A 20,907-nucleotide genomic window follows, 5' to 3' on the forward strand; every position below is an offset into this window, starting at 1 on the left:
CGCTCAGGCGCGCTTTGCCGCCTTGGCGCCACCCTTCGCCAGCGCCTTGACGGCCTTGTGACGCGGGCATGCCACCAAATGGTCGTTGATCATGCCCGCCGCCTGCATGAACGAATAGCAGATGGTCGAGCCGACGAAGGTGAAGCCCGCCTTCTTGAGCGCCTTGCTCATCGCATCGGACACTGCCGTGCTCGCGGGCACCTCGCCCAGTGCCTCCCAACGATTCTGCAATGGCTCGCCGCCGACGAACTGCCAGACGAAATCGGAGAATCGAGTACCTGAGGCCTCCATGGCCAGATAAGCCCGCGCACCCTTGATCACGCCGTTCACCTTCAGGCGGTTGCGCACGATGCCCGCGTCGGCCATCAGTCGCGCTTCGTCCTGCGGACCGTAGGCGGCAATGCGCACCGGATCGAAGCCGTCGAACGCCTTGCGATAGTTGTCGCGCTTCTTGAGAATCGTCGACCACGACAATCCCGCCTGCGCCCCTTCAAGCATCAGCAACTCGAACAACGCACGCGAATCGCGCAGCGGCACGCCCCATTCCTCATCGTGATACTGACGGTACTGCTCGAAGCCCTCGCTCCATGGACATCGTTCCATTGGCCCCTCGATCGTTGCGCCCTGAGCGCTTTCGCGCCGCAGACAAAGTCATTGAATTGACGCAAGTGTGCCAGCATTTACCGGGAAAGCACACGCCACGCATCGCGTGGCGGGTTGCTTTCGGCACTACGGCATCGATGGCCCGGAATTTTCCGGGTGCCCACTCGGAATCGGCGCCTTGCGGGCACCTCGACTCACAGCATCAACTGTCCACCGTTGACCTCGATGATCTGGCCCGTCACGTAGCTCGCCAGTGTCTCCGACGCGAGGTAGAGGAACGCGCCCGAGCACTCGTCCGGCACGCCAAGGCGCCCCATCGGAATGCTTTGACGGAACGCCTCGATCTGCGCTTCGGTGCTGAACTGCTCGTGGAACGGCGTCATGATCACGCCCGGCGAGACAGCGTTCACGCGAATACGGTCAGGCATCAACTCCTTTGCCATGCCACGCGTGAGCGTACTCACGAACCCCTTCGCCGCCGCATAGATCAGCGCCCCGGGGCCGCCGCCATGCCGCGCCGCAATCGACGTCACGTTGACGATGGCCCCGCCGCCCTGCTTGCGCATCGCCGGCACCACCGCACGTGAAAACGCCACGACCGAGCGCGCGTTGACGTTAAGCACGTCTTCGAAAAACGCGTCGGTGACTTCGGTAAAAGGCGTGCGTTTGACGAGACTGCCCGCGTTGTTGATGAGCACGTCGATACGCCCGAAGCCGTCGAGCACATGCGCCACGGCGGCATCGATGGCGCCGGTGTCGGCCACATCGGCGGCCACGGTCATGGCCTTCACGCCATAGGCGCGCACGGCCTCGGCCACCGCCTCGGCCTTCTCCTGCGAACGGTTGTAGTGCACGGCCACATTGGCGCCTTGCGCCGCAAACGCTGTCGCCGCGGCGGCACCGATGCCGGTGCTCGCGCCCGTGATCAGCACGAATTTGCCTTTCAGGTCTTCCATAGTGAAATCCTCAAATCCTCAGATCGTCAGTCAAGCCAGCGCGTGTCGTAAGCGTGGACGTGCTGCTCCTGCTCGCCCAGCCCTTCGATCCCCAGACGCATCACGTCGCCCGCTTTCAGGTACACCGGCGGCTTCTGCCCCATGCCTACGCCCGGCGGCGTACCGGTGGTGATCAGATCACCCGGCTTGAGCGTCGCAAACTGGCTCATGTAGTGCACGAGAAACGCGACGTTGAAAATCATCGTCGACGTGTGGCCGGTCTGACGGCGCACACCGTTCACGTCGAGCCACATGCCGAGTTGCTGCGGGTCGCGGATCTCGTCAGTCGTCACCAGCCACGGACCGACCGGGCCGAAGGTATCGAAGCCCTTGCCCTTGTCCCACGTACCGCCGCGCTCGATCTGGTACTCGCGCTCGGAGACGTCGTTCACGATGCAGTAGCCCGCCACATAGTCCAGCGCCTTCTCAAGCGGCACGTAGCGCGCCGTCGTGCCGATCACAAAGCCGAGTTCGACTTCCCAGTCGCCCTTGACCGAGTCTTTCGGCAGCACCACGGGGTCGTTCGGCCCGTTCAGGCAGTTGTCCCACTTGGTGAAGAGCACCGGCTCGGGCGGCGCAGCCAACCCCGCTTCGGCCGCGTGGTCGCTGTAGTTGAGGCCCACGGCAAGAAACTTGCCGAGTCCGGTGAACGGCACCCCCAGACGCCCCGGCGCGGCCACGATCGGCAGCGCATCGACGTCGAGCGCACGCAGCGCCGCCAGCCCTTCCGGGCTCAGCGTTTCGGCGGTGATATCGGTGAGCACGTTCGACAGATCGCGCACTTTGCCGGCAGCATCGAGCAGGCCCGGCTTTTCCTGGCCCTTGGGGCCGTAACGCAGCAATTTCAAAGCAGTTCTCCCAATTGGAGCAGTGGTAGCGGTGGATCAGTTCGACCAGCCGCCGTCGATCACGTGAATGGCCCCGGTCGTGAAGGCCGCATCGTCGGAACCCAGATACACGGCAAGCGCCGCAATTTCGTCAGGCGAGCCAACGCGTCCCATCGGCTGACGCGCCACAAACTGCGCGCGCACCGCCGCTTCGTCCGTGCCCGCCGCATCGGCCTGCGTCGCAATGCGCTGACGCAGCGACGGCGACTCGACGGTGCCGGGACAAATGGCATTGCAGCGAATGCCGCGCGCCACATAGTCGGCCGCGATGGACTTCGTCAGCCCGATCACCGCCGCCTTGGTCGCGCCATAGGCACAGCGATTGGCGACGCCCTTCACACTCGACGCCGCCGACGACATGTTGATGATCGAACCGCGCCCGGCAGCCAGCATGGCCGGCAGAAAGGCCCGCGTGGTGCGGTACATGCTCTTCACGTTCAGGTCGAACGAGAAGTCCCATGCCGCGTCGTCGCACTCGAGAATCGAGCCGTGGTGCACGAAGCCCGCGCAGTTGAACAGCACGTCGACCGGGCCGATTTCGTCGGCCAGCGCCGCGACGGCGGCGGTATCGGTCACGTCGAGCGGGCGACGCACGAGGTTCGGGTGATCGTCGAGTGTGCGCAGTCCTTGCGCATTCAGATCGGTCGCGATCACGCGGGCGCCCTCGCGCAAGTACGCTTCGACGCTGGCGCGTCCGATGCCCTGTGCTGCGGCGGTAATCAAGGCGGTCTTACCCGCCAGTCGGCCTGCCATCGTTGTCTCCTTGATTCTGGGAATGTTCGGAATGCTCGGAATGCTCGGTGTTCCGGGTTGGCTCGGAAGGCGCTGTGCTGCCGATGTAGGCCTCTCGTACGCGGCACAAATGCCGGCGCATCGCCTCGGCGGCCTGCGCCGGATCGCGCGCCTGCAAGGCGGCAATGATGTCGCGGTGATCCTGCAAGCTGCGCTCCAGCACACCCGCCACTTGCGACGTGACGCGCCGGCTCTTCTTGCCAAGCAGATACAGACTGTTGGCGATGCTTTGCAGAAAAGGGTTATCGCACGCGTCGATGATCGTCTCGTGAAACGCCATATCGGCCGCCGAGAAGGTCTCGGGGTTGCCGAGCAGCGACTGCTCGTCCTCGACAAGCGCATGCAGCCGTGCGAGGTGGGCATCGCTCATCTGGCTGGCTGCCAGCGCCGCGACGCCGGGCTCGATGACCAGACGGGCATCGAACAGCGCCTCGAGCGTGCCCGCGTTCAGCTCGATGACCATCTCCAGCGGTTCGAGCAGTTCGCGCGTCTGAAGCGTGCCGACAAACGTCCCCTCGCCCTGCCGGATGCGCAGCAGACCCAGCAACGCCAATCCGCGAATCGCTTCACGCACGGCGGGCCGGCCCACGCCGAGCATTGCAGCAAGATCGCGTTCAGGGGGGAGTTGCTGACCGGGCTTGAGCAGCCCGGTACGAATCATCGTGAGCAGCCGCTGGGCGACTTGCTCCGAGACGGAGACCTGCACGATGGGATCGAAGGACATGGCAGCCAGATCGTGAAGTGAACTGGACGAGGCCGCGCCAAATGCGGCGATGGCGGAATGCCCGTCGTTCAGTGGTAAGACCAATGAACACGACGATACGACTGATACCGATCGGATGTCAACTCATTGAGCTCAATGTTTCATCCTATGGAATTTCTTGCCGATTCCGCACTCCGAGTCAAATGCATGGATGGCTGCAAATCGTTTGGCCATGCGCGTTTCGAGCCAAATGATGTTTTGGCCGATGGCTCCTCGCCATTGCGCCCTTTCTGTTGTCTGGGTGTCGCTTTTCTGCGACCATGATTCGCTGCCCCGGGGTTCCTGCCGGGGCAATGCTCCCGCCGTATCCGCTGCATCCGCTTTATCCCTCGAATCCCCCCGAATTCTGGAGTCTCCGACGATGTCCTCCTCAAAGACCGCCAAGCTGGGTCACTGGACCATGTACATGCCGATCGTGGCCCTCGTCGCGTGGGGCGTTGCCGGTGTCCTGCCCTACGGTGTCTCGCTCACGGTATGTGCCATCGCGCTCGCCGGGGCGGTGTTCTCCGCCGTGCACCACGCCGAAACCGTCGCCCACAAGGTCGGCGAGCCGTTCGGCACGCTGGTCCTCGCCGTGGCCGTGACCATCATCGAAGTGGCACTGATCGTCTCGGTCATGCTCTCGGGTGGCCCGGACAAAGCCGGTCTCGCCCGCGACACGGTGTTCGCGGCCATCATGATCGTGTCGACGGGGATTGTGGGTCTGTGCCTGCTGTTCGGCGGCGTGCGCCATCACACGCAAGGCTTCCACGTGGAAGGCGCGAGCGCTGCTCTCGCTGTGCTGTGTGCCCTCTCGGTGCTCACGCTGGTGCTACCGAACTACACCAGCTCAGTGCTTGGACCGGGGCTCACGTCCTCGCAACTGGCCTTCGAAGGCGTGATTGCGCTGGTGCTGTACATGGTGTTCGTGTTCGTGCAGACGGTGAGCCATCGCGACTATTTTCTCGCGAAGGCGCCCAGTGAAGAAGTGCACGTGCCGCCGCCCTCGCGCCGTACTGCCGTGCTGAGTCTTGGCTTGCTGGTGATCGCGTTGCTCGCCGTCGTCGCGTTGGCGAAGAAGCTGTCGCCGGCGGTGGAGCAAGCGGTGGCCGAAGCAGGGGCGCCGAAAGCGGTGGTGGGGATTGTGATTGCTGCGCTGGTGCTGCTGCCGGAAGGGCTGGCCGCGCTGCGTGCCGCACGTGCCAACAAGCTCCAGACGAGCCTGAATCTGGCACTCGGCTCGGCACTCGCCAGTATCGGCCTGACCATTCCTACGGTGGCGGCCGTCTCCCTGTTCCTCCACATCCCGATCGAACTGGGTCTGGCACCCAAAGAGACGGTACTGCTGGCAGTCACGTTGCTGGTGAGCGTGATCTCGCTTGGCACGGGACGCACTACGGTGCTGCAAGGCGCGGTTCACCTTGTGCTGTTCGCGGCGTTCCTGTTCCTCGCGATCGTGCCGTAAGGGACTAAATCAGGACTTCGACGTTCCCTTGGCGGGCGTTGCCGCGCCCGTATCGCCGCCCGCGTCGTGCTTGCCTGCGTCGGCTTCAGCCGGTGCCGGGGCCTTGCCCAGCAGCGAGCCGAGCAGCTTGCTGCCAGCGGGGTTGCGCTTGCCTTGCGCGCCCACGCCATTGCCCGAGGGCGGGCCGCGGCGCACGCCGGCGTTGATCTTCAGTCCTTGTTGCTTGGCGAGGTCGAATTTTTTGAGCGTCATGATGATGTCCTTGTGACCTCCGCTTCGGAGGCCGGTACAGCGTAGCGGTGGTCGCTCAGGGATCGATGCCGAGCGCGCCGTCTTCTACGAGCGTTTTTGCCAATGCATGGGCGGCTTCGAGCGCATCGCCTGCCCAGCGGCAGGTATCGGGTGTCGTGTGCACGAGCGGCGGGTCGAGCGTTTCGATCACGTCGTCCACGTCGCGCCAGCCGGTAAAGTGCACCACTCCCTGAAACTGCCCGTCAGGCATGGGCGCGGTTTCCGCCCAGTAGTAAAAATCGCCCGCCAGCAGGCAGCCTTCGAAACCCATATCCGATCCCGCAAAAAGGCGGCATCGTAGCACGACGGGCGGCATATCGTCGTCAGGCAGTAGAATACTGCGGCATAGCAACCTACGACTCTCTTACCGACATCACGATGTTCACCGGAATTGTTCAAGGCACGGCCACGTTGTCGTCCATCGAAGATCGCGACGGCATGCGCACGCTGGCGCTGGCGTTTCCCGAGGGCTTTTGCGAAGACCTCACGCTGGGCGCCAGCGTCTCGGTCGACGGCGTGTGCCTGACCGTCACGCAACTGCTCTCCCCCACCGCCGCATCGTTCGACGTCATTCTGCAAAGTCTGAACGTCACCACGCTCGGCAGCTTCGGCGTGGGCGCGCAAGTCAATGTCGAGCGTGCCGCCAAAGACGGCGCCGAAATCGGCGGCCATCCGCTTTCGGGCCATATCGACTTCTCGACCGACATTCTGAGCGTGCGCACCTCGGACACGAATCGTGTGCTGCGCATCGCGATTCCGGAAGCGTTTCGCAAGTACGTGTTCGCGAAGGGTTACATCGCGATCAACGGCGCGAGCCTCACGGTCTCGGAAGTCAACCGGCAGGAAGGCTGGTTCGAAGTGTGGCTGATTCCGGAAACGCGTCGCATGACCACGTTCGAAGACAAGCTCGACGGCACCCGCGTGAATATCGAAATCGAGCGCAGCACGCAGGTCGTGGTCGACACCGTGCGCGAGGCAGTGCAAGAAAGCCTCGGCCGTTTGCAGCCCGTGCTCGAAGCGCTGCTGGGGGAGAAAGGGCTGACGCTGGACGACTTCGTGTCGGTGCCGCAACTGCCCTCTGCGGATGCGCAAAACGCGCAGCGCACCACTAAGCCCGCCCCGGATACCAAGGCTTAAGTTCGCCTCAAGCCGCTTCAAGCCACCGACAACCCCCAAGGACATTCATGCAACTCGCCACCTGGAACGTCAACTCGCTCAAGGTCCGTGTCGGTCATGTGCAGGATTGGCTGCGCAGCAACCCCGTCGACGTGCTCTGCCTGCAAGAGCTCAAGCTCACCGATGAGAATTTTCCGATCGCGGAAATTGCGTCGCTCGGCTACACCTCGCACTTCACCGGTCAGAAGACGTATAACGGCGTCGCGCTGCTGGTGAATCACGCCAAAGTCGGTGAAGCCACCGACATCGTGATGAACCTGCCGAATTTTGCCGACGAACAACGCCGCCTGATCGCGGCCACCGTTGGTGGCGTGCGCGTGGTCTGCGGCTACTTCCCGAACGGTCAGGCCGTCGGCTCAGACAAGTTCGAGTACAAGCTCAATTGGCTCGACGCCCTCACGCATTGGCTCTCTGACGAGCTCGAGCGTCATCCGCAACTCGCCCTGCTCGGCGACTACAACATCGCCCCGGAAGACCGCGACGTGCATGACCCGGCCAAGTGGGAAGGTCAGAACCTCGTCTCGCCGCAAGAACGTCAGGCCTTCGCGCGCCTGCAAGGGCTCGGTCTGCGCGACACCTTCCGGATGTTCGATCAGCCGGAGAAGTCGTTCAGCTGGTGGGACTACCGCATGGGCGCGTTTCGCCGCAATGCGGGCCTGCGCATCGACCACATCCTCGTGACCGCCGCCATGGCGGAGCGCTGTACCGGCTGCGAAATCGATCGCGAACCGCGCACGTGGGAGCAGCCGTCCGATCACACGCCGGTGGTGGCGACGTTCAAGGACTGAGCGTTACGGCCAGCATGTCGGGCGCGGCAGCATCGGCGGAAGCATCGCGAACAGCCACCGCCTGCGCGACAAACAAAAACGGCACCGAAATACGGTGCCGTTTTTTATTGGCCTGCCGACGCTCGCTTCACCCGAGCGCCGCAAGGATCTCAATCTACTGACTCGCGCGCGGATCGGTCAGACGCGACTCATAGACGTAGCAGCGAATCGCAGCCTTGTTGCGCGTATCCATCTGCATGAACTCCAGCCCATAAACCCACGTCCCGTCGGCACGCGGCCCTTCCGTGCCTCGCACGGCCGCCATGCCGAGAATCGGCACGACGTCCGCACCGATCGGCACACGGAACTGCATGGCCACGTGCGTGCATCCGTCGGGCAGCGCCGTTTTGGCGACAATGCCCGCCCCGTCAGCGCTGATGTCGCGCACGAGCACCAGCCACTCCGGGGTGTCCTCCGGGTCGGCCAGCATGCGTGTGAACGACGCACGCGAGCTTTCGTCGAGCGGCGACAGTCGCGCCACCAGCCGCGTATCGACACGCGGCGTGCGCCGCACGGGCGTCTCACGGACCTGCGACGGACGCGAGAGCACCACGTAATCGAACGGCCCGTGGTGCACGCTGTGCACGTCGCACGTGAATTCGTAAAGGTTGTCGCCGGGAAACGTCCAGAGGGCAAGCTTGTCGCCGGCCACCACGGGCAGCCGCGTGTCGCCTGCCGCCGGTGGCGTGATGATGAGCATGCCGTTCGGTGCCCGGCCGATCAACCGCGCGCGCACCCGCATGGTTTCGGCATCGGGTGCCACGCGCACCTGCAACCAGGCGCCGATCGGTAACGGCACGGGCAAGCCGTGCAGATACACCGTCGAGGCGCTGGCGGTGGCCGTGTCGAGCGGCGATGCCGAATTGGCCGCCTCGCTGCGCCCTGCTGCTTCGCCCGTGCTGGCCCCTTCGGGCAGCGGCCGGTGCGGCGCGAACATGGTGAACAGCCAATCGAGATCGGCCTCTGAGGGCAAACGCTCGCCGGCCGCCAGCAATGGCGTACCGTCGGCGTCGAACAAAGGCCAGGAGAGTGGAACATGTGCGTCAAGCTCGCGGCGATTGACCGCCACGAACCCCGGATAGCCTGACGCGATACAAGTCGATTGCATGATGCCTGAGAGGGTTACAAACCCCTTGAGAGCCTGGGAACAAGGCATTGACCTTCCCCGCATTCCGGCGCCCGGGGCCACGTCTTGGGCGACCCTCTTTGCACCGTCATCCGTGGCCAACACCCCACAAATGTCGCCAACCTACACAAACTTCGCGCCTCCGGCCGGCCGGAAGCGCCGCCCTGACGGGCAGCGCCTTGCGCGTTCATCTTTGTACCACGAAAGCGCCCCGATCCTTACAGCGCATTATCGGGGGAAATTGCCGTCATTCCGTGCCCGTCCGCCGCCGGCGAAACGCCCGACAAGGCCGACGCGTCGGCCGGTGTGAGCGGTAGCCGGGCCACCCAGAACCACGGCAGCGTCTGCGCAAGAAACCCGGTGAGCCCCGCAGTGCCTTGTATCGTGGGGCTTGCCAGCCAGCCGGCCAATGCCCCCGCCAAGGTTTCAGCATCGCAGGCAGGGTCAGCCAGATAGGTGCGCAAGATCCGGCTCTGTGGCAGTTCGCGCCATGCCCGCTCGTTGCTCATAGCGTCGTTGAACGCCGCCACCGCGTAATGTTTGAGCAAGTCGGGCGGGAGCAAGGCAGGCGCCTGTTCAGGCAGCGTCGCCATACCCATGCTTTCGGGGCACTCGTGCGTGCCTGCGCTGTGGCCTCGTACCGCCCGATATTCAGGCTGCACTGCCAGCCACGTCAGCCCCGCTGCGATCGCCAGCAATCGCGTGCGCTGCGTCGCCTGCACGGCCTGCCGGGAGGCGGTGCAGGCCACCTCGGTCTCCTGAGCCGTCAACACCACCGTCCGGAATACATCGTCGATATCGAGATGCGCGAGGCGCCGCAGCCGCTCACTGTCCGGCTGTGCGGCGGTCCCGACCAGCGCATCGACGCGATCCGACGTCAACATCGCCACCAACGGCAGCGGGTCTCCCGGCACGGTGTCACTATGGAGAACAGCATTCGCGGCATCGCCGCCCGCGTCCCCAAGCCACCGGCCGAGCAAGCGGACGAAGGCCTCTAACTTACGCTCCGTCGGCCAGATGCCGCGAAGACAACCAAAGTCGCGAATCAGCGTGTGAAGCTGCGACATATCGCCCGGGGCATAAGGGCCGTCCACACTGCCCATGTCTGTCATGCCGTCCGCCCCGTGCTCGCATGTCGCCACGCGAACGCCGAGCCAATGCCAGCCAGTCGAAGGGCGCCGCGCCGCAGGTTCAGATGCTATCGCGTCCGTGGCATTCGACGCCGTCGGCACCGACGGTTCGCCATCACGGGCATCGCCCTCGAGCCCAACCGCCAGCAAGTGCTTCGGCACACGCATTCCCACGCGGCCATCGGCACTGGTTAGCACGTAAGTCTTGGGGCCGAACGCATCCGTGCCATCGACGGACAACGCGCTATGCAGATGCGCCGGCAGCGCATCGTGCCAAGCCTTACGCAACGCTTGCGCGTGCGCATCGGCGATCCCCGCAACACCGGCCTCAGCCCAGTACAGCGTCTGGCAAACTGCACCGGCGAGCGGCCAGACAGCGTCAGGCGAATGCGTCAGACAATGCTCAAGCAGCGCCTGAAGCACTGCCGGCAACACCCATGCCGCCTGCACCCGGGTCAGCGGTGTCGCCGACAGGTCACCGATAGCCCGCGTGAGCCATTGCGCTCGCAAGTGTGCAAAACCATCGAGCTTGCCCACCCCCCAAGCGCGGGCTCGGCAGCCAGCAGCCGCCCCAACCATTCACTTTGTTGTACATCGATGCGCAGGCGCGCCAACGCAGGTAATGACGGTGAAGCCTCGCCGAGCCACGACGGTATCGCGCCCGAGCGGCCGGCCAGCGCACGCAGTACCTGCCCGAAGACATCGGCGCGCAAGGCCGGCTGGTCGAATGGCAGCGTCATCCACGATTGCACGACCTCACCCAGCTCGCTTGTCGAGCGCGCACGCAACCAGTCAGCGTCGAGCCGTATCTGCGCCCCTTGCCACTGCGTGCCGCCCAACTGACAACCGGGGCCGATGCGAAGATCGTTCAGACGTGCCCCGCCGAAATGCGCCTCTCGCAAATCACAAGCGAAGAACGACACGCCATCGAGTTTCGCTTCCCGCGCATTCAAGCCGGTGAGTTCGCAGTGCCGGAACACTGCGCGACGCAAATCTGCCCCCGCCACGCAGCCTCCCGCCATCGTCACTTCGCCCCATTGAGACTTCGCTGCGCTCGCGCCTGTCAAGCGCATGCCGGTGGCACCGCAGTCGAAGAAACTCGCGCGCCGCAGCCGGGTGCGCTGCAATGACGCATCGTCGAGACGGTTGTGTGCAAACACCACCGCATCGCAATCGGCATCGCTGAAGTCCGCCCCCGCCATCGCCGCGAAGCGGAAATCGGCGCCTTGCGCGCGGACTTTCGACAACCGCCCGCTGCTCAGGTCTGCTGCCCGGAAGGTGGCATTGCGCAAATCGGCGCCCTCGAAATCGGCCCCTACATTGCGCGTGCCGTCGAGCTTTGCCCCGTTGAGCGATGCACCGCCCCACTGCACGCCGTCGAAGCAGCCGTGACTCAGCCGGGCCCCGGAGGCCTGCACGCCACGCAAGTCGGCCATCGGCACCGAGAGGTCGGGCAAGTCGGCATTGCGCAGGTCGGTCAGCGTCAGCGCAACGCCCAGCACCCCGGCCGGCCACTCGCGCACCGGCGAGTGACGGCAATGCGACACGTCGAATCCGTCGGTGTCTGCCAAGGCCACCCAGTGCCACTGCGTTGGCCGGGTTGCCGCCGCCGCTGCGGTGGCGTGAGTCACCGATGGCGGCGTCTGAACCTGAGCCTCGCGACACCACTGGACCAGTGCACGCAGCGCCCCGGCAACGTTACCGTCCGGTGCAAGATGCGCGAACCGCAAGCGCCATGCCCGCGTCAGCGCCCGCTCGTCAAAGGGCAGTGCACTCGACGATGCCCCGCACGTCGAGCCGGGTTCGGTGTGTCGATCCGAGCGATCCGAGACAGCGTGCCGCGTCAACGTCCCGGCATCTTGTTCAAGGACATGCACCAGCCACGCCACTTGCTGCCCGATCGCGCGACGTTCGTCTTTCCCGGCACACAGAATCAACCTACGCAGCGCCTCGGGCGGTGCCGCACTAAGTTGCTCAAGATCGTGATAGGACAGCGCGTCCTCTGCCGACATGCGCTCGGACGGGCGGACACTCGGGTAACGCTGTGTGGGGGCGGATGCGTTTGAGAACAGGACCATGTGTGGCTCCTCGTCGCGCACGCTCATGCGTGACGCGAACAAAAAGCGACCATGGTGCCGAAGGAAACCGGACCAGCGCGTTGGGTAAATTCCGAATTAGTACACCGACACGTGAGGGGCGTCCTTCGCGTGACGGCGTCCGACACCATCCACAAGAAACGCGAACTGCCGCCGCGAACGCCACAAAAAAATCGGGCGGCACCGAGTCGAAACCCGTTGTGCCGCCCGGTATTACGCAGGGCTGTCCGGTGCTGCCCGTACCATCGACGTCGGGCGCGCTACCCGCGCTTCAGCATCAGCCGAGGCAGAGTGTCAGCGCGTCGCGCCAATCGGGCGCGCGTACGCCAAACGTGCGGGCGAGCTTGTCATTGTCGAGTACCGAATACGCCGGGCGCTTGGCCGGCAGCGGATACGCAGAAGTGGGAATCGGCACAACATTCGGACGCTTTTCCGCAGCGCTCAGATCGAGAATGGCCTCGGTGAAACCGTGCCACGTTGTCTGGCCCGCCGCCGTCAGGTGATAGACGCCGCTGCGCTCACGCCAGAAGTCGGCATCGAAGCCCTGCTCGTTGGTCCCTTGCGCCAGCGTCTGTGCCGTCAGTTCTGCAATCGTGCGACACCAGGTCGGGGCACCGTGCTGATCGGCCACGATACGCAGTTCATCGCGTTCGCGCGCCAGCCGTTGCACGGTCAGCAGAAAGTTGGCCCCACGGTTGCCATACACCCAGCTCGTCCGCAGTACGAGGTGATTCGCACCGCTCGCCGCAATGGCGGCTTCGCCAGCCAGCTTGGTGCGGCCATAGGCGTTCTGCGGATTGGTGGGTTCTTCTTCGCGATACGGCACGCTGGACGTGCCATCGAAAACGTAGTCGGTGGAATAGTGAACGACGAGTGCGCCGAGGCGCTTGGCCTGCTCGGCCATGACGCCGGGCACCACGGCATTGACCTGATACGCCGCCGCCTCTTCCGTTTCGGCCCGATCGACGGCCGTATAGGCGGCCGGATTGACGATCATGTCGGGGGCGAAGTCGCGAATAGTACGCACGACACTGTCAGTGTCGAGCAGGTCCATCTCGCTACGCGCAGGTGCGTAGACATCGCCCATGCCTTGCAGGCAACGCGCCAATTCCCAGCCCACTTGTCCGGTGGCGCCTGTCAGCAGGATACGTCTCGTCATGGTACGACTCCCTTGTCTCGGATCAGATCGGTGAAACAGGGGAGCCTACCGCGATTACCTTCAGGTTTCCAGCCCCAACTCCTGAATTTTCCGGGTAATGGTGTTGCGGCCGATGCCCAGACGGCTTGCCGCCTCGACCTTCCGACCTCGCGTGAAGTCGAGCGCCTCGTTGATCAGAGCGGTCTCGAAGCGGCGCGTCAACTGGTCCATGACATCCGGCGACGCCGAGCGCAGCAACCTCGCTACCTCGCGACGCAGAATCGGTTCCCAGCTATCCGCTCCGGTCGCGTCGCCCGTTGCAGGCGCACCATTCGCGCCGTTCTGCGCGACAGCGGCACCCGCACCACCGGACATGCCGTTTGCGCCTGCGTAGCCCGCACCCGCTGCACCCGCCACGCCACCGACCGGCGTGCTGACCGCAGCGTTTGCAGGCGCCGCCACCGCTGCCGCATAGGCCGGCGCGGGCGCACCCGAGCCCGTGATGGATGTTGGTGCCAACGTCTGGAATTCCGGCGGCAGATCCTTGATTTCGACGGTCTGTGCCGGCGCCATCACCGTGAGCCAGTTGCTCAGGTTCTCCAACTGGCGCACGTTGCCCGGGAACGGGAAGCGCGTCAGGTGATTGAGCGCGCCCTCGCTGATGCGCTTGGTCTCGACGCCGAGATCGCGCGCACTCTTTTGCAGGAAGTGACGCACCAGCAGCGGAATGTCTTCGTTGCGCTCACGCAGTGACGGCAGACGCAAGCGAATGACGTTGAGGCGGTGGTACAGATCCTCGCGGAACAGGCCCTGCCGCACACGATCTTCCAGATTCTGGTGAGTCGCCGCGATCACGCGCACGTTGGCCTTGATCGGGCTGTGCCCGCCCACGCGGTAATAGTTGCCGTCCGAGAGCACACGCAGCAGGCGCGTTTGCAGATCGAGCGGCATGTCGCCGATTTCGTCGAGAAACAGCGTGCCGTTCTCGGCCTGTTCGAAGCGCCCGCGCCGGGTGGCTTGTGCGCCGGTGAACGCGCCACGCTCGTGACCGAACAGCTCGGATTCCAGAAGATCTTTCGGAATCGCTGCCGTATTGAGCGCGATGAATGGCCCCGCAGCGCGTGGCGAATGCCGGTGCAACGCGCGGGCAACGAGTTCCTTGCCCGAGCCCGATTCGCCCGTGATGAGCACCGTCGCGCTCGAATGCGACAAGCGGCCGATGGCGCGGAACACGTCCTGCATCGCGCTCGCCTGCCCAAGAATCTCGGGCTCTTCGGTGATGCGCTCGTCGTCGGTCGCTTCGCGCAGGCTTTCTTCCACGGCCCGCAGAATCAGTTCGACCGCACGATCCACGTCGAACGGCTTGGCGAGGTATTCGAACGCCCCGCCCTGAAACGCGGCAACCGCGCTGTCGAGATCCGAGAACGCCGTCATGATGATGACCGGCAGGCCGGGGTGGCGTTGTTTCGCCATTTGCAAAAGCTCGAGCCCGGAACCGCCCGCCATGCGGATGTCCGAGACCAGCACTTGCGGCGAGTCGTGTTCGAGGGCAGCACTGGCTTCGCGCGGGCCTGTAAAGCTGCGCACCGGCAAGTTGGCGCGTGTCAGCGCCTTCTCAAGCACCCATCGAATCGATTGGTCGTCGTCTACTATCCAGATCGGCTTCATTGTTCACCGTGTAACGTCTATGCCCGGCCGCAGGTGTACGGCCGACGGCGTGAGGGCCGCATCAGCCCAGGGGCAGCAGGATTCGGAAATCCGTCCGTCCGGGCCGGCTTTCGCATTCGATCAGACCGTCGTGACGCTGTACGAAAGACTGCGCCAGTGTGAGTCCCAGACCGCTTCCCCCTTCGCGCCCGGAGACGAGCGGATAGAAGATGCGGTCACGAATGTCAGCGGGAATACCAGGCCCGTTGTCGATGACATGCAATTCCAATGCCAGCTTGTGCAAACGTTTGGCAATCGTGATCTTTCTTGCCACGCGCGTGCGTAAAACGATGCGTGCGTCGCCACGTGCAATCTGCTCGCGCAACGCCTCGGCCCCGTTGCGCACAATGTTCAGAAGCGCCTGAATCAGCTGCTCCTTGTCGCCGCGAAAGTCCGGCAGGCTCACGTCGTAATCGCGCTCGATCGACAGCCCCTGCGGGAATTCGGCCAGCACCACCGAGCGCACGCGCTCGCACACTTCGTGGATGTTCACGTCGGTGGCGATGTACGGATGGCGATGCGGCTCGAGCAGCCGGTCGACCAGCGTTTGCAGCCGGTCGGACTCCTTGATGATGACCTGCGTGTACTCACGCAATTCACGCTGATCCAGCTCGAACTCCAGCAACTGCGCCGCCCCGCGAATGCCACCGAGCGGATTCTTGATCTCGTGCGCCAGATTGCGGATGAGCTGCTTGTTCATCAACGCCTGATCGATGATGCGTTCTTCGCGCTCGTTCTTGATCTTCTGTTCGTTCTCGATCAGCTCGACGATCACGAAATCGGGCGCCGCCTCGGGGGCGGCCACGATCGCGTGCGTGTGCAAAGGCTCCTGCGCGGTGCGTTCAAGCACCAAATCGAGGCGCGTGGTCTGAAAGTGATTGGCGATCAGCTCGACCATGGTCGACGCCAGCACGTCGCCGTTGGTGAACACGTCGCTCCACGTCATCTGCGACAGCGAGCGGCGCGAGAGCGCCAGCAACGCTTCGGCCGCCGGGTTCGCGAACACCACGCGCAGCGTGTGCTTTTCGAGCACCAGCAGCACAGTCGGCAACGCTTCGAGGCCCGGCAAAATGCCGGTCGCCGCGAGCTTCACAGCCGACGGATCGTCACTCTGCGCAAGCAACGGCTCGGCTGCCACATCGGCAGACACCATTGCCGCCTGCGTCTCGCCCTTCGGCCGGGCACCGGCTCGTACACTTTTCATCAAGGATCGAGGCGATAAATTCATGGTGGATAACCTGGTGACTGGCAGTGCCGGTCACGGCACGCAGGGATAAAAAAGGGGGACGGCCGCGGCCATCCCCCTCTGGCTTGCAAGCATGACGGTCGGCCGCTGGCGTTCCGTCATGCCGGCGCATTCCCTGCGCAGCGCTTCGATTACAGCGAGTAGTACATCTCGAACTCGAGCGGGTGCGTGGTCATCGCGATACGACGGGCTTCGTCGCTCTTGAGTGCGATGTACGAATCCAGCATGCCGTCCGTGAACACGCCGCCACGGGTCAGGAACTCGCGGTCTTCGTTCAGGTACTCCAGCGCCTGTTCGAGGCTCGAGCACACGGTCGGGATCTTTGCATCCTCTTCCGGCGGCAGGTCGTACAGGTTCTTGTCAGCAGCTTCGCCCGGGTGGATCTTGTTCTGCACGCCATCCAGACCGGCCATCAGCATGGCCGAGAAGGCCAGGTACGGGTTGGCCATCGGGTCCGGGAAGCGCGCTTCGATGCGGCGGCCCTTCGGGTTGGCAACGTACGGAATGCGGATCGATGCCGAACGGTTACGGGCCGAGTAGGCCAGCTTGACCGGGGCTTCGAAGTGCGGGACCAGACGCTTGTACGAGTTGGTCGACGGGTTCGTGATCGCGTTCAGGGCACGGGCGTGCTTGATGATGCCGCCGATGTAGTACAGCGCGAATTCCGACAGACCGCCGTAGCCGTTACCGGCGAACAGGTTCTGACCATCCTTCCAGATCGACTGGTGGATGTGCATGCCCGAACCGTTGTCGCCAACGATCGGCTTCGGCATGAACGTGGCCGTCTTGCCGTAGCTGTGGGCAACGTTCTGCACCACGTACTTCAGGATTTGCGTCCAGTCGGCGCGTTGCACCAGCGTCGAGAAACGGGTGCCGATTTCGTTCTGGCCTTGACCGGCGACTTCGTGGTGGTGCACTTCAACCGGCACGCCCAGTTGTTCGAGCAACAGGCACATTTCCGAGCGCATATCTTGGAACGTGTCGACCGGTGCGACCGGGAAGTAGCCGCCCTTCGTGCCCGGACGGTGGCCGGTGTTGCCGCCTTCGAAGTCCTTCGACGACGACCACGGTGCTTCTTCCGAGCCGATGCGCACGAACGTGCCCGACATGTCGGTGCCCCACTGGACCGAGTCGAAAATGAAGAATTCCGGCTCCGGACCGAAGAAGGCGGTGTCGCCCAGGCCCGTGCTCTTCAGGTACGCTTCGGCGCGCTTGGCGATCGAGCGCGGGTCGCGGTCGTAGCCCTTGCCGTCAGCCGGCTCAACCACGTCGCAAGTCAGCACCAGCGTGCTTTCTTCATAGAACGGATCGATGTAGGCGGTGTTGGCGTCCGGCACCAGCAGCATGTCCGAGGCTTCGATGCCCTTCCAGCCGGCGATCGACGAACCGTCGAAAGCGTGACCGCTCTCGAACTTGTCGGCGTCGAAGTGCGACACCGGCACCGAGACGTGTTGTTCTTTGCCGCGCGTGTCGGTAAAGCGGAAGTCGACGAACTTGACATCTTCTTCCTTCACCAGGTTCAACACATCTGCCACTGATTTGCTCATGCTATCTCCCGAAAGATTCAATACTGGCGCTGCCGGCGCTAGTCACCAGCGTCGCCGCACCCTCTTAACGAACTCCGTGTTCGGATTCACCAGTGATTAGCACGAAGCGTGCCAGCCACTGATACTGCGCTCGCCGCATGGCGGTTTCCGTCCGGGTTTCGCCCTATCTCCCTCTGATTTCTAAGGAAATAATGAATTGAGCGATTGCCGGCGGAAGAATTCCCGTTCCCGGGCGGCGATTCTCCCTCTTGGTGCCGTTTTGGTGCAGGCCGCACCAAAATAACCCCATGTTGGTGCATTGGCGAATTATGCACCTTTTAGGTGCCACTCGCCGATTTGCACCGACCCGAAATTGTGCATCCGAATGCACCGTCTGTACACGTGGTCATCCTCTGAAGCGCGCACGATCGGCTATGTATGTGACGTAAAGTGCACGCTAGAATGAGAGTCAACCTTCGACCAACGAGATCACAGCAATATGACAAGCGCGAAAGCCATTCTCGAACAAGCCGCCCAACGCCGCGCCGCCGGCCAACTTGCCTACTCTGGCGCCGTGACCCCGGAAGAAGCGCTGGCGCTGCTGCAAGCCGATCCGGCGGTGCGTCTGATCGACGTGCGCACGCGCGCGGAGCTCGATTGGGTGGGCCGCCCGCAGGTGCCCGACGGCCAATACGTCAATGTGGAATGGGTGCGCTACCCCGGCGGTGTGCCCAACGAGCAGTTTCTGGAGCAACTGGCGTCGCAGGCCGCCAGCAAGGACACGCCGCTGCTATTCCTGTGCCGCAGCGCCGCGCGCTCGAAGGCGGCCGCAAAAGTGGCCTATGAAGCCGGTTACGCGCAATCGTTCGACATCCTCGAAGGCTTTGAAGGGGACAAGGACAGCGCAGGTCATCGCAAACATGTGAGCGGCTGGTGCTTCCGCGGGCTGCCGTGGCTCGGCGCGTAAGATCACTGCACCAAGTCATCAAAGCACCGAATCATTGATTCACCGATTCACCGATTCACCAATTCGGAGCGTTCCCGCTCAAATGAAGCCATCGGGTTACGCGGGTACGTAACCCGAACAACCGATCGAACAACGCAAGCACAACAACGACGCATCGCCGCAAGGAGACATCCCCCATGGACTGGACCCATCTGCTGACTTTCGCCCTCGCGCTGTTCGTGGGCGCGGGAACGCCCGGCCCCGGCATCGCTGCCATCGTGGCGCGCGTGCTCGGACGCGGCATGCAAGGTGCCGTAGCGTTCTCGGCAGGTGTCGCAATCGGCGACGTCGTGTGGCTCACGCTGGCGGTGCTTGGTGTGGCGGCGTTGGCCCATACGTTCTCGGGCGTGTTTCTGGCGATCAAGTACGCGGGCGCTGCCTATCTGCTCTATCTCGCGTGGAAGATGTGGCACGCCCCCGCCGTGGCGCCGGCCGAGCCGATGACCAACGCCCCGCGCGAGAAGTCGTGGCGGCTGTTCCTCGGCGGCTTGTCGGTCACGCTGGGCAATCCGAAAGTCGTCGTGTTTTATTTCGCGCTGCTGCCCAACTTGCTCGACCTGCAACGCATCACCGCACTCGGCTATTTCGAAGTCGTGGGCGTGACGCTCTCGGTGCTCACGATCGTGTTCGGCAGTTACATCCTGCTGGCCGCGCGTGCGCGCCGCCTGCTCAGTTCCGCCCGTGCCGTGCGTCGGCTGAACCGGGCCACCGGCACGGTGATGGCTGGCGCAGCGGTCGCCATCGCGACGCGATAACCAGAACGTCTTCCGCATTGTTGCGTCAAGCGGAGGGGTTCATTTGCTCAATTGCGGTTTCTCCCCCGTCGCCCGGCCTCTACACTCGTGGCGTGGGTGGTGCAGTTAGCGCAGGGCAATGCGCACTTCCCCTTCGTCACTCACATGCGTCGGCCGCCTGCGAAAGTCCGCAGGCGTACGACCTCCGGCCCTCGTTGCGTTGTCGCCCCCTCAGCTGTATCGCGACAACGCAACACGACGCACGCAAGTCGGACGGCATCTCCGGCTTGCGCTGCGTCACCTCTTTACGTCACATCGATATCACCCCGGTATCGGTGCCGTAGGGTCCGTTGACAGGCGCGCGCCCGCGTCTTTCCGGGGCATCGTCAAGCACATCCGGCCAGTCCTCTTCCCCTCTGGCCGGGGCAGGCGCCGACGATGCCTTCGGGCGCATCTCCTGTCGCCGTGCGTCCTGCGCTATTGCGTGGCACGCATGGGACTTTCTGCCCGCCCCTCGCCCAGGGAGCGGGCTTTTTTCGTAGCGGCACGTGCACTGCGTGCTACCATGCTGCCGTTTCAATTTGCATAGACAGGATCATCCGGTGAGTCAAATCGAATTCGATATCGAGTGGACCGAACGCGCAGCGAAAAAGGCCGAGCGGATCATCAAGAAGGACACGCCCATCGCGCTGCCGCCGATCGAATGCATGCCAGCCGAAGGCGACGTGCTGTTTCTCGGTCAGGGCGACAAAAAGCAGCCGTTCGTTGTGGTGGAGCGCCAGTATCACCACGAAGGCGAAGACGCATGGACGATCGTCCTGATTCTCGACCTGCCGGACTAATGCTCACTCGCGCGACAACGTGCTGATAAGCACGCGGTGGCGCAAGTCCAAACGCATCGCATGCGGCGCGGCCACTGGGGAAATCCCGGTTGCCGCGCCGCTTTGCTTGGGGCGAGCCATTTTCTATACTCGAATCGCGTCTTACGCCGCGTGATATCGACCGGGAGATGGACCATGGTCATGCCCCACCTTTCCAATGCGCAACTCGTCGTGATGTTTGCGATTGCAGTGTTCGGAGCGATTGTCGTCGGCGCGATGCCGTGCAAGGGAGCCGTGCGAATGTGTTGGCGTTCGCTGCTGGTCGTGGTGGGGGCAGTGCTTGCCGTGCTGGCATTCGAACTCGTCCCGCTGCTCGCGTGAGACCTTTTTTGCGGAATTTCATCATTAAGGGTTGACCCCATGCGGAAGAGCCGATAATATCTCGGTCTCGTTGGGGCGTTAGCTCAGTTGGTAGAGCAGCGGACTCTTAATCCGTAGGTCGAGTGTTCGAGTCACTCACGCCCCACCAAACGAATTTTTGAAGAAAGGCTGCTTTGCCGTGCAGCCTTTTTTTATTCCCGGTTGCACCGGGGCGTTAG

Annotated in this window: 21 protein-coding genes and 1 tRNA gene; 8 read left to right on the forward strand and 14 right to left on the reverse strand. The window is 63.7% G+C overall.

Going from position 1 to position 20,907, the window contains the following annotated elements; genetic code table 11:
- Nucleotides 1–3: 3 nt before the first annotated feature.
- The 5 genes from CDV44_RS15895 to CDV44_RS15915 form a co-directional block, all read right to left on the reverse strand.
- Nucleotides 4–603 carry a DNA-3-methyladenine glycosylase I gene (locus tag CDV44_RS15895; RefSeq protein WP_087688893.1) on the reverse strand — a complete coding sequence of 200 codons (600 nt, stop codon included), beginning with the start codon at nucleotides 601–603 and terminating at the stop codon, nucleotides 4–6.
- Nucleotides 604–797: 194 nt separating this feature from the next.
- On the reverse strand, nucleotides 798–1,559 hold the full coding sequence (locus tag CDV44_RS15900; RefSeq protein ID WP_087688894.1) for an SDR family NAD(P)-dependent oxidoreductase: 762 nt from the start codon (nucleotides 1,557–1,559) through the stop codon (nucleotides 798–800).
- A gap of 26 nt (nucleotides 1,560–1,585) precedes the next feature.
- Nucleotides 1,586–2,446, reverse strand: a complete 861-nt coding sequence (locus CDV44_RS15905) for a fumarylacetoacetate hydrolase family protein (RefSeq protein ID WP_087688895.1) — start codon at nucleotides 2,444–2,446, stop codon at nucleotides 1,586–1,588.
- A gap of 36 nt (nucleotides 2,447–2,482) precedes the next feature.
- Nucleotides 2,483–3,238 carry an SDR family oxidoreductase gene (locus tag CDV44_RS15910; protein ID WP_087688896.1) on the reverse strand — a complete coding sequence of 252 codons (756 nt, stop codon included), beginning with the start codon at nucleotides 3,236–3,238 and terminating at the stop codon, nucleotides 2,483–2,485.
- Complete coding sequence (locus CDV44_RS15915) at nucleotides 3,216–4,001, reverse strand: FadR/GntR family transcriptional regulator (protein ID WP_087688897.1); 786 nt, start codon at nucleotides 3,999–4,001, stop codon at nucleotides 3,216–3,218. The genes CDV44_RS15910 and CDV44_RS15915 overlap by 23 nt, the downstream gene beginning before the upstream one ends.
- Nucleotides 4,002–4,401: 400 nt before the next feature.
- Between CDV44_RS15915 and CDV44_RS15920 the strand changes: the two genes are divergently transcribed.
- On the forward strand, nucleotides 4,402–5,484 hold the full coding sequence (locus CDV44_RS15920) for a calcium:proton antiporter (protein WP_087688898.1): 1,083 nt from the start codon (nucleotides 4,402–4,404) through the stop codon (nucleotides 5,482–5,484).
- A gap of 9 nt (nucleotides 5,485–5,493) precedes the next feature.
- On the opposite strand, the gene CDV44_RS15925 is transcribed toward CDV44_RS15920, so the two are convergent.
- Both CDV44_RS15925 and CDV44_RS15930 read right to left on the reverse strand, forming a co-directional pair.
- Entirely contained in the window at nucleotides 5,494–5,736 is a 243-nt protein-coding gene (locus tag CDV44_RS15925; RefSeq protein ID WP_087688899.1) for a hypothetical protein, read from the reverse strand.
- Nucleotides 5,737–5,791: 55 nt separating this feature from the next.
- On the reverse strand, nucleotides 5,792–6,046 hold the full coding sequence (locus CDV44_RS15930; RefSeq protein WP_087688900.1) for a hypothetical protein: 255 nt from the start codon (nucleotides 6,044–6,046) through the stop codon (nucleotides 5,792–5,794).
- Between the two features lie 107 nt (nucleotides 6,047–6,153).
- Between CDV44_RS15930 and CDV44_RS15935 the strand changes: the two genes are divergently transcribed.
- The gene (locus tag CDV44_RS15935; protein WP_087688901.1) at nucleotides 6,154–6,912 is read left to right on the forward strand and encodes a riboflavin synthase subunit alpha; all 759 of its coding nucleotides are present in this window, start codon (nucleotides 6,154–6,156) and stop codon (nucleotides 6,910–6,912) included.
- Nucleotides 6,913–6,959: 47 nt separating this feature from the next.
- On the forward strand, nucleotides 6,960–7,739 hold the full coding sequence (gene xth / locus CDV44_RS15940; protein WP_087688902.1) for an exodeoxyribonuclease III: 780 nt from the start codon (nucleotides 6,960–6,962) through the stop codon (nucleotides 7,737–7,739).
- 154 nt (nucleotides 7,740–7,893) lie between these two features.
- On the opposite strand, the gene CDV44_RS15945 is transcribed toward xth, so the two are convergent.
- From CDV44_RS15945 to glnA, 7 genes are all read right to left on the reverse strand, one after another.
- Entirely contained in the window at nucleotides 7,894–8,886 is a 993-nt protein-coding gene (locus CDV44_RS15945; protein WP_140413265.1) for a flagellar brake protein, read from the reverse strand.
- Between the two features lie 236 nt (nucleotides 8,887–9,122).
- Nucleotides 9,123–10,544, reverse strand: coding sequence for a hypothetical protein (locus CDV44_RS15950; protein WP_170936009.1), 1,422 nt, complete (start codon nucleotides 10,542–10,544; stop codon nucleotides 9,123–9,125).
- On the reverse strand, nucleotides 10,490–12,112 hold the full coding sequence (locus tag CDV44_RS15955; protein WP_170936010.1) for a pentapeptide repeat-containing protein: 1,623 nt from the start codon (nucleotides 12,110–12,112) through the stop codon (nucleotides 10,490–10,492). Before CDV44_RS15955 ends, CDV44_RS15950 begins: the two co-directional genes overlap by 55 nt.
- Nucleotides 12,113–12,407: 295 nt before the next feature.
- Nucleotides 12,408–13,289 (reverse strand): dTDP-4-dehydrorhamnose reductase, encoded by an 882-nt coding sequence (rfbD, locus tag CDV44_RS15960; protein WP_087688906.1) that lies wholly within the window; start codon nucleotides 13,287–13,289, stop codon nucleotides 12,408–12,410.
- A 60-nt stretch (nucleotides 13,290–13,349) separates the two neighbouring features.
- On the reverse strand, nucleotides 13,350–14,936 hold the full coding sequence (gene ntrC, locus CDV44_RS15965; RefSeq protein WP_087688907.1) for a nitrogen regulation protein NR(I): 1,587 nt from the start codon (nucleotides 14,934–14,936) through the stop codon (nucleotides 13,350–13,352).
- A 61-nt stretch (nucleotides 14,937–14,997) separates the two neighbouring features.
- Entirely contained in the window at nucleotides 14,998–16,128 is a 1,131-nt protein-coding gene (glnL, locus tag CDV44_RS15970) for a nitrogen regulation protein NR(II) (RefSeq protein ID WP_087688908.1), read from the reverse strand.
- 224 nt (nucleotides 16,129–16,352) lie between these two features.
- Nucleotides 16,353–17,768 carry a type I glutamate--ammonia ligase gene (gene glnA / locus CDV44_RS15975; protein WP_058379185.1) on the reverse strand — a complete coding sequence of 472 codons (1,416 nt, stop codon included), beginning with the start codon at nucleotides 17,766–17,768 and terminating at the stop codon, nucleotides 16,353–16,355.
- A 478-nt stretch (nucleotides 17,769–18,246) separates the two neighbouring features.
- On the opposite strand from glnA, the gene CDV44_RS15980 reads away from it, so the two are divergent.
- The 5 genes from CDV44_RS15980 to CDV44_RS16000 all read left to right on the forward strand — a co-directional run bounded on the left by CDV44_RS15980 (nucleotide 18,247) and on the right by CDV44_RS16000 (nucleotide 20,837).
- Nucleotides 18,247–18,714: a rhodanese-like domain-containing protein gene (locus CDV44_RS15980; RefSeq protein WP_087688909.1), complete on the forward strand. Its 468-nt coding sequence runs from the start codon at nucleotides 18,247–18,249 to the stop codon at nucleotides 18,712–18,714.
- 176 nt (nucleotides 18,715–18,890) lie between these two features.
- The gene (locus CDV44_RS15985; RefSeq protein WP_058379187.1) at nucleotides 18,891–19,508 is read left to right on the forward strand and encodes a LysE family translocator; all 618 of its coding nucleotides are present in this window, start codon (nucleotides 18,891–18,893) and stop codon (nucleotides 19,506–19,508) included.
- Between the two features lie 581 nt (nucleotides 19,509–20,089).
- Nucleotides 20,090–20,329 carry a hypothetical protein gene (locus tag CDV44_RS15990; RefSeq protein ID WP_058379188.1) on the forward strand — a complete coding sequence of 80 codons (240 nt, stop codon included), beginning with the start codon at nucleotides 20,090–20,092 and terminating at the stop codon, nucleotides 20,327–20,329.
- 174 nt (nucleotides 20,330–20,503) lie between these two features.
- Nucleotides 20,504–20,689, forward strand: coding sequence for a hypothetical protein (locus tag CDV44_RS15995; protein WP_058379189.1), 186 nt, complete (start codon nucleotides 20,504–20,506; stop codon nucleotides 20,687–20,689).
- A 72-nt stretch (nucleotides 20,690–20,761) separates the two neighbouring features.
- Nucleotides 20,762–20,837: transfer RNA gene (locus CDV44_RS16000), tRNA-Lys, on the forward strand.
- Nucleotides 20,838–20,907 lie beyond the last annotated feature (70 nt).

This window comes from Pandoraea sp. PE-S2R-1 (assembly GCF_002179865.1).
Classification (GTDB): Bacteria; Pseudomonadota; Gammaproteobacteria; order Burkholderiales; family Burkholderiaceae; genus Pandoraea.

Bases quoted from the DNA above. Each gene is read 5' to 3' on its own strand.
- CDV44_RS15895 (WP_087688893.1), bottom strand. From the start codon at position 603: ATGGAACGATGTCCATGGAGCGAGGGCTTCGAGCAGTACCGTCAGTAT.
- CDV44_RS15900 (WP_087688894.1), bottom strand. From the start codon at position 1,559: ATGGAAGACCTGAAAGGCAAATTCGTGCTGATCACGGGCGCGAGCACC.
- CDV44_RS15910 (WP_087688896.1), bottom strand. From the start codon at position 3,238: ATGGCAGGCCGACTGGCGGGTAAGACCGCCTTGATTACCGCCGCAGCA.
- CDV44_RS15915 (WP_087688897.1), bottom strand. From the start codon at position 4,001: ATGTCCTTCGATCCCATCGTGCAGGTCTCCGTCTCGGAGCAAGTCGCC.
- CDV44_RS15920 (WP_087688898.1), top strand. From the start codon at position 4,402: ATGTCCTCCTCAAAGACCGCCAAGCTGGGTCACTGGACCATGTACATG.
- CDV44_RS15925 (WP_087688899.1), bottom strand. From the start codon at position 5,736: ATGACGCTCAAAAAATTCGACCTCGCCAAGCAACAAGGACTGAAGATC.
- CDV44_RS15930 (WP_087688900.1), bottom strand. From the start codon at position 6,046: ATGGGTTTCGAAGGCTGCCTGCTGGCGGGCGATTTTTACTACTGGGCG.
- CDV44_RS15935 (WP_087688901.1), top strand. From the start codon at position 6,154: ATGTTCACCGGAATTGTTCAAGGCACGGCCACGTTGTCGTCCATCGAA.
- xth (WP_087688902.1), top strand. From the start codon at position 6,960: ATGCAACTCGCCACCTGGAACGTCAACTCGCTCAAGGTCCGTGTCGGT.
- CDV44_RS15945 (WP_140413265.1), bottom strand. From the start codon at position 8,886: ATGCAATCGACTTGTATCGCGTCAGGCTATCCGGGGTTCGTGGCGGTC.
- CDV44_RS15955 (WP_170936010.1), bottom strand. From the start codon at position 12,112: ATGGTCCTGTTCTCAAACGCATCCGCCCCCACACAGCGTTACCCGAGT.
- rfbD (WP_087688906.1), bottom strand. From the start codon at position 13,289: ATGACGAGACGTATCCTGCTGACAGGCGCCACCGGACAAGTGGGCTGG.
- ntrC (WP_087688907.1), bottom strand. From the start codon at position 14,936: ATGAAGCCGATCTGGATAGTAGACGACGACCAATCGATTCGATGGGTG.
- glnL (WP_087688908.1), bottom strand. From the start codon at position 16,128: ATGGTGTCTGCCGATGTGGCAGCCGAGCCGTTGCTTGCGCAGAGTGAC.
- glnA (WP_058379185.1), bottom strand. From the start codon at position 17,768: ATGAGCAAATCAGTGGCAGATGTGTTGAACCTGGTGAAGGAAGAAGAT.
- CDV44_RS15980 (WP_087688909.1), top strand. From the start codon at position 18,247: ATGACAAGCGCGAAAGCCATTCTCGAACAAGCCGCCCAACGCCGCGCC.
- CDV44_RS15985 (WP_058379187.1), top strand. From the start codon at position 18,891: ATGGACTGGACCCATCTGCTGACTTTCGCCCTCGCGCTGTTCGTGGGC.
- CDV44_RS15995 (WP_058379189.1), top strand. From the start codon at position 20,504: ATGGTCATGCCCCACCTTTCCAATGCGCAACTCGTCGTGATGTTTGCG.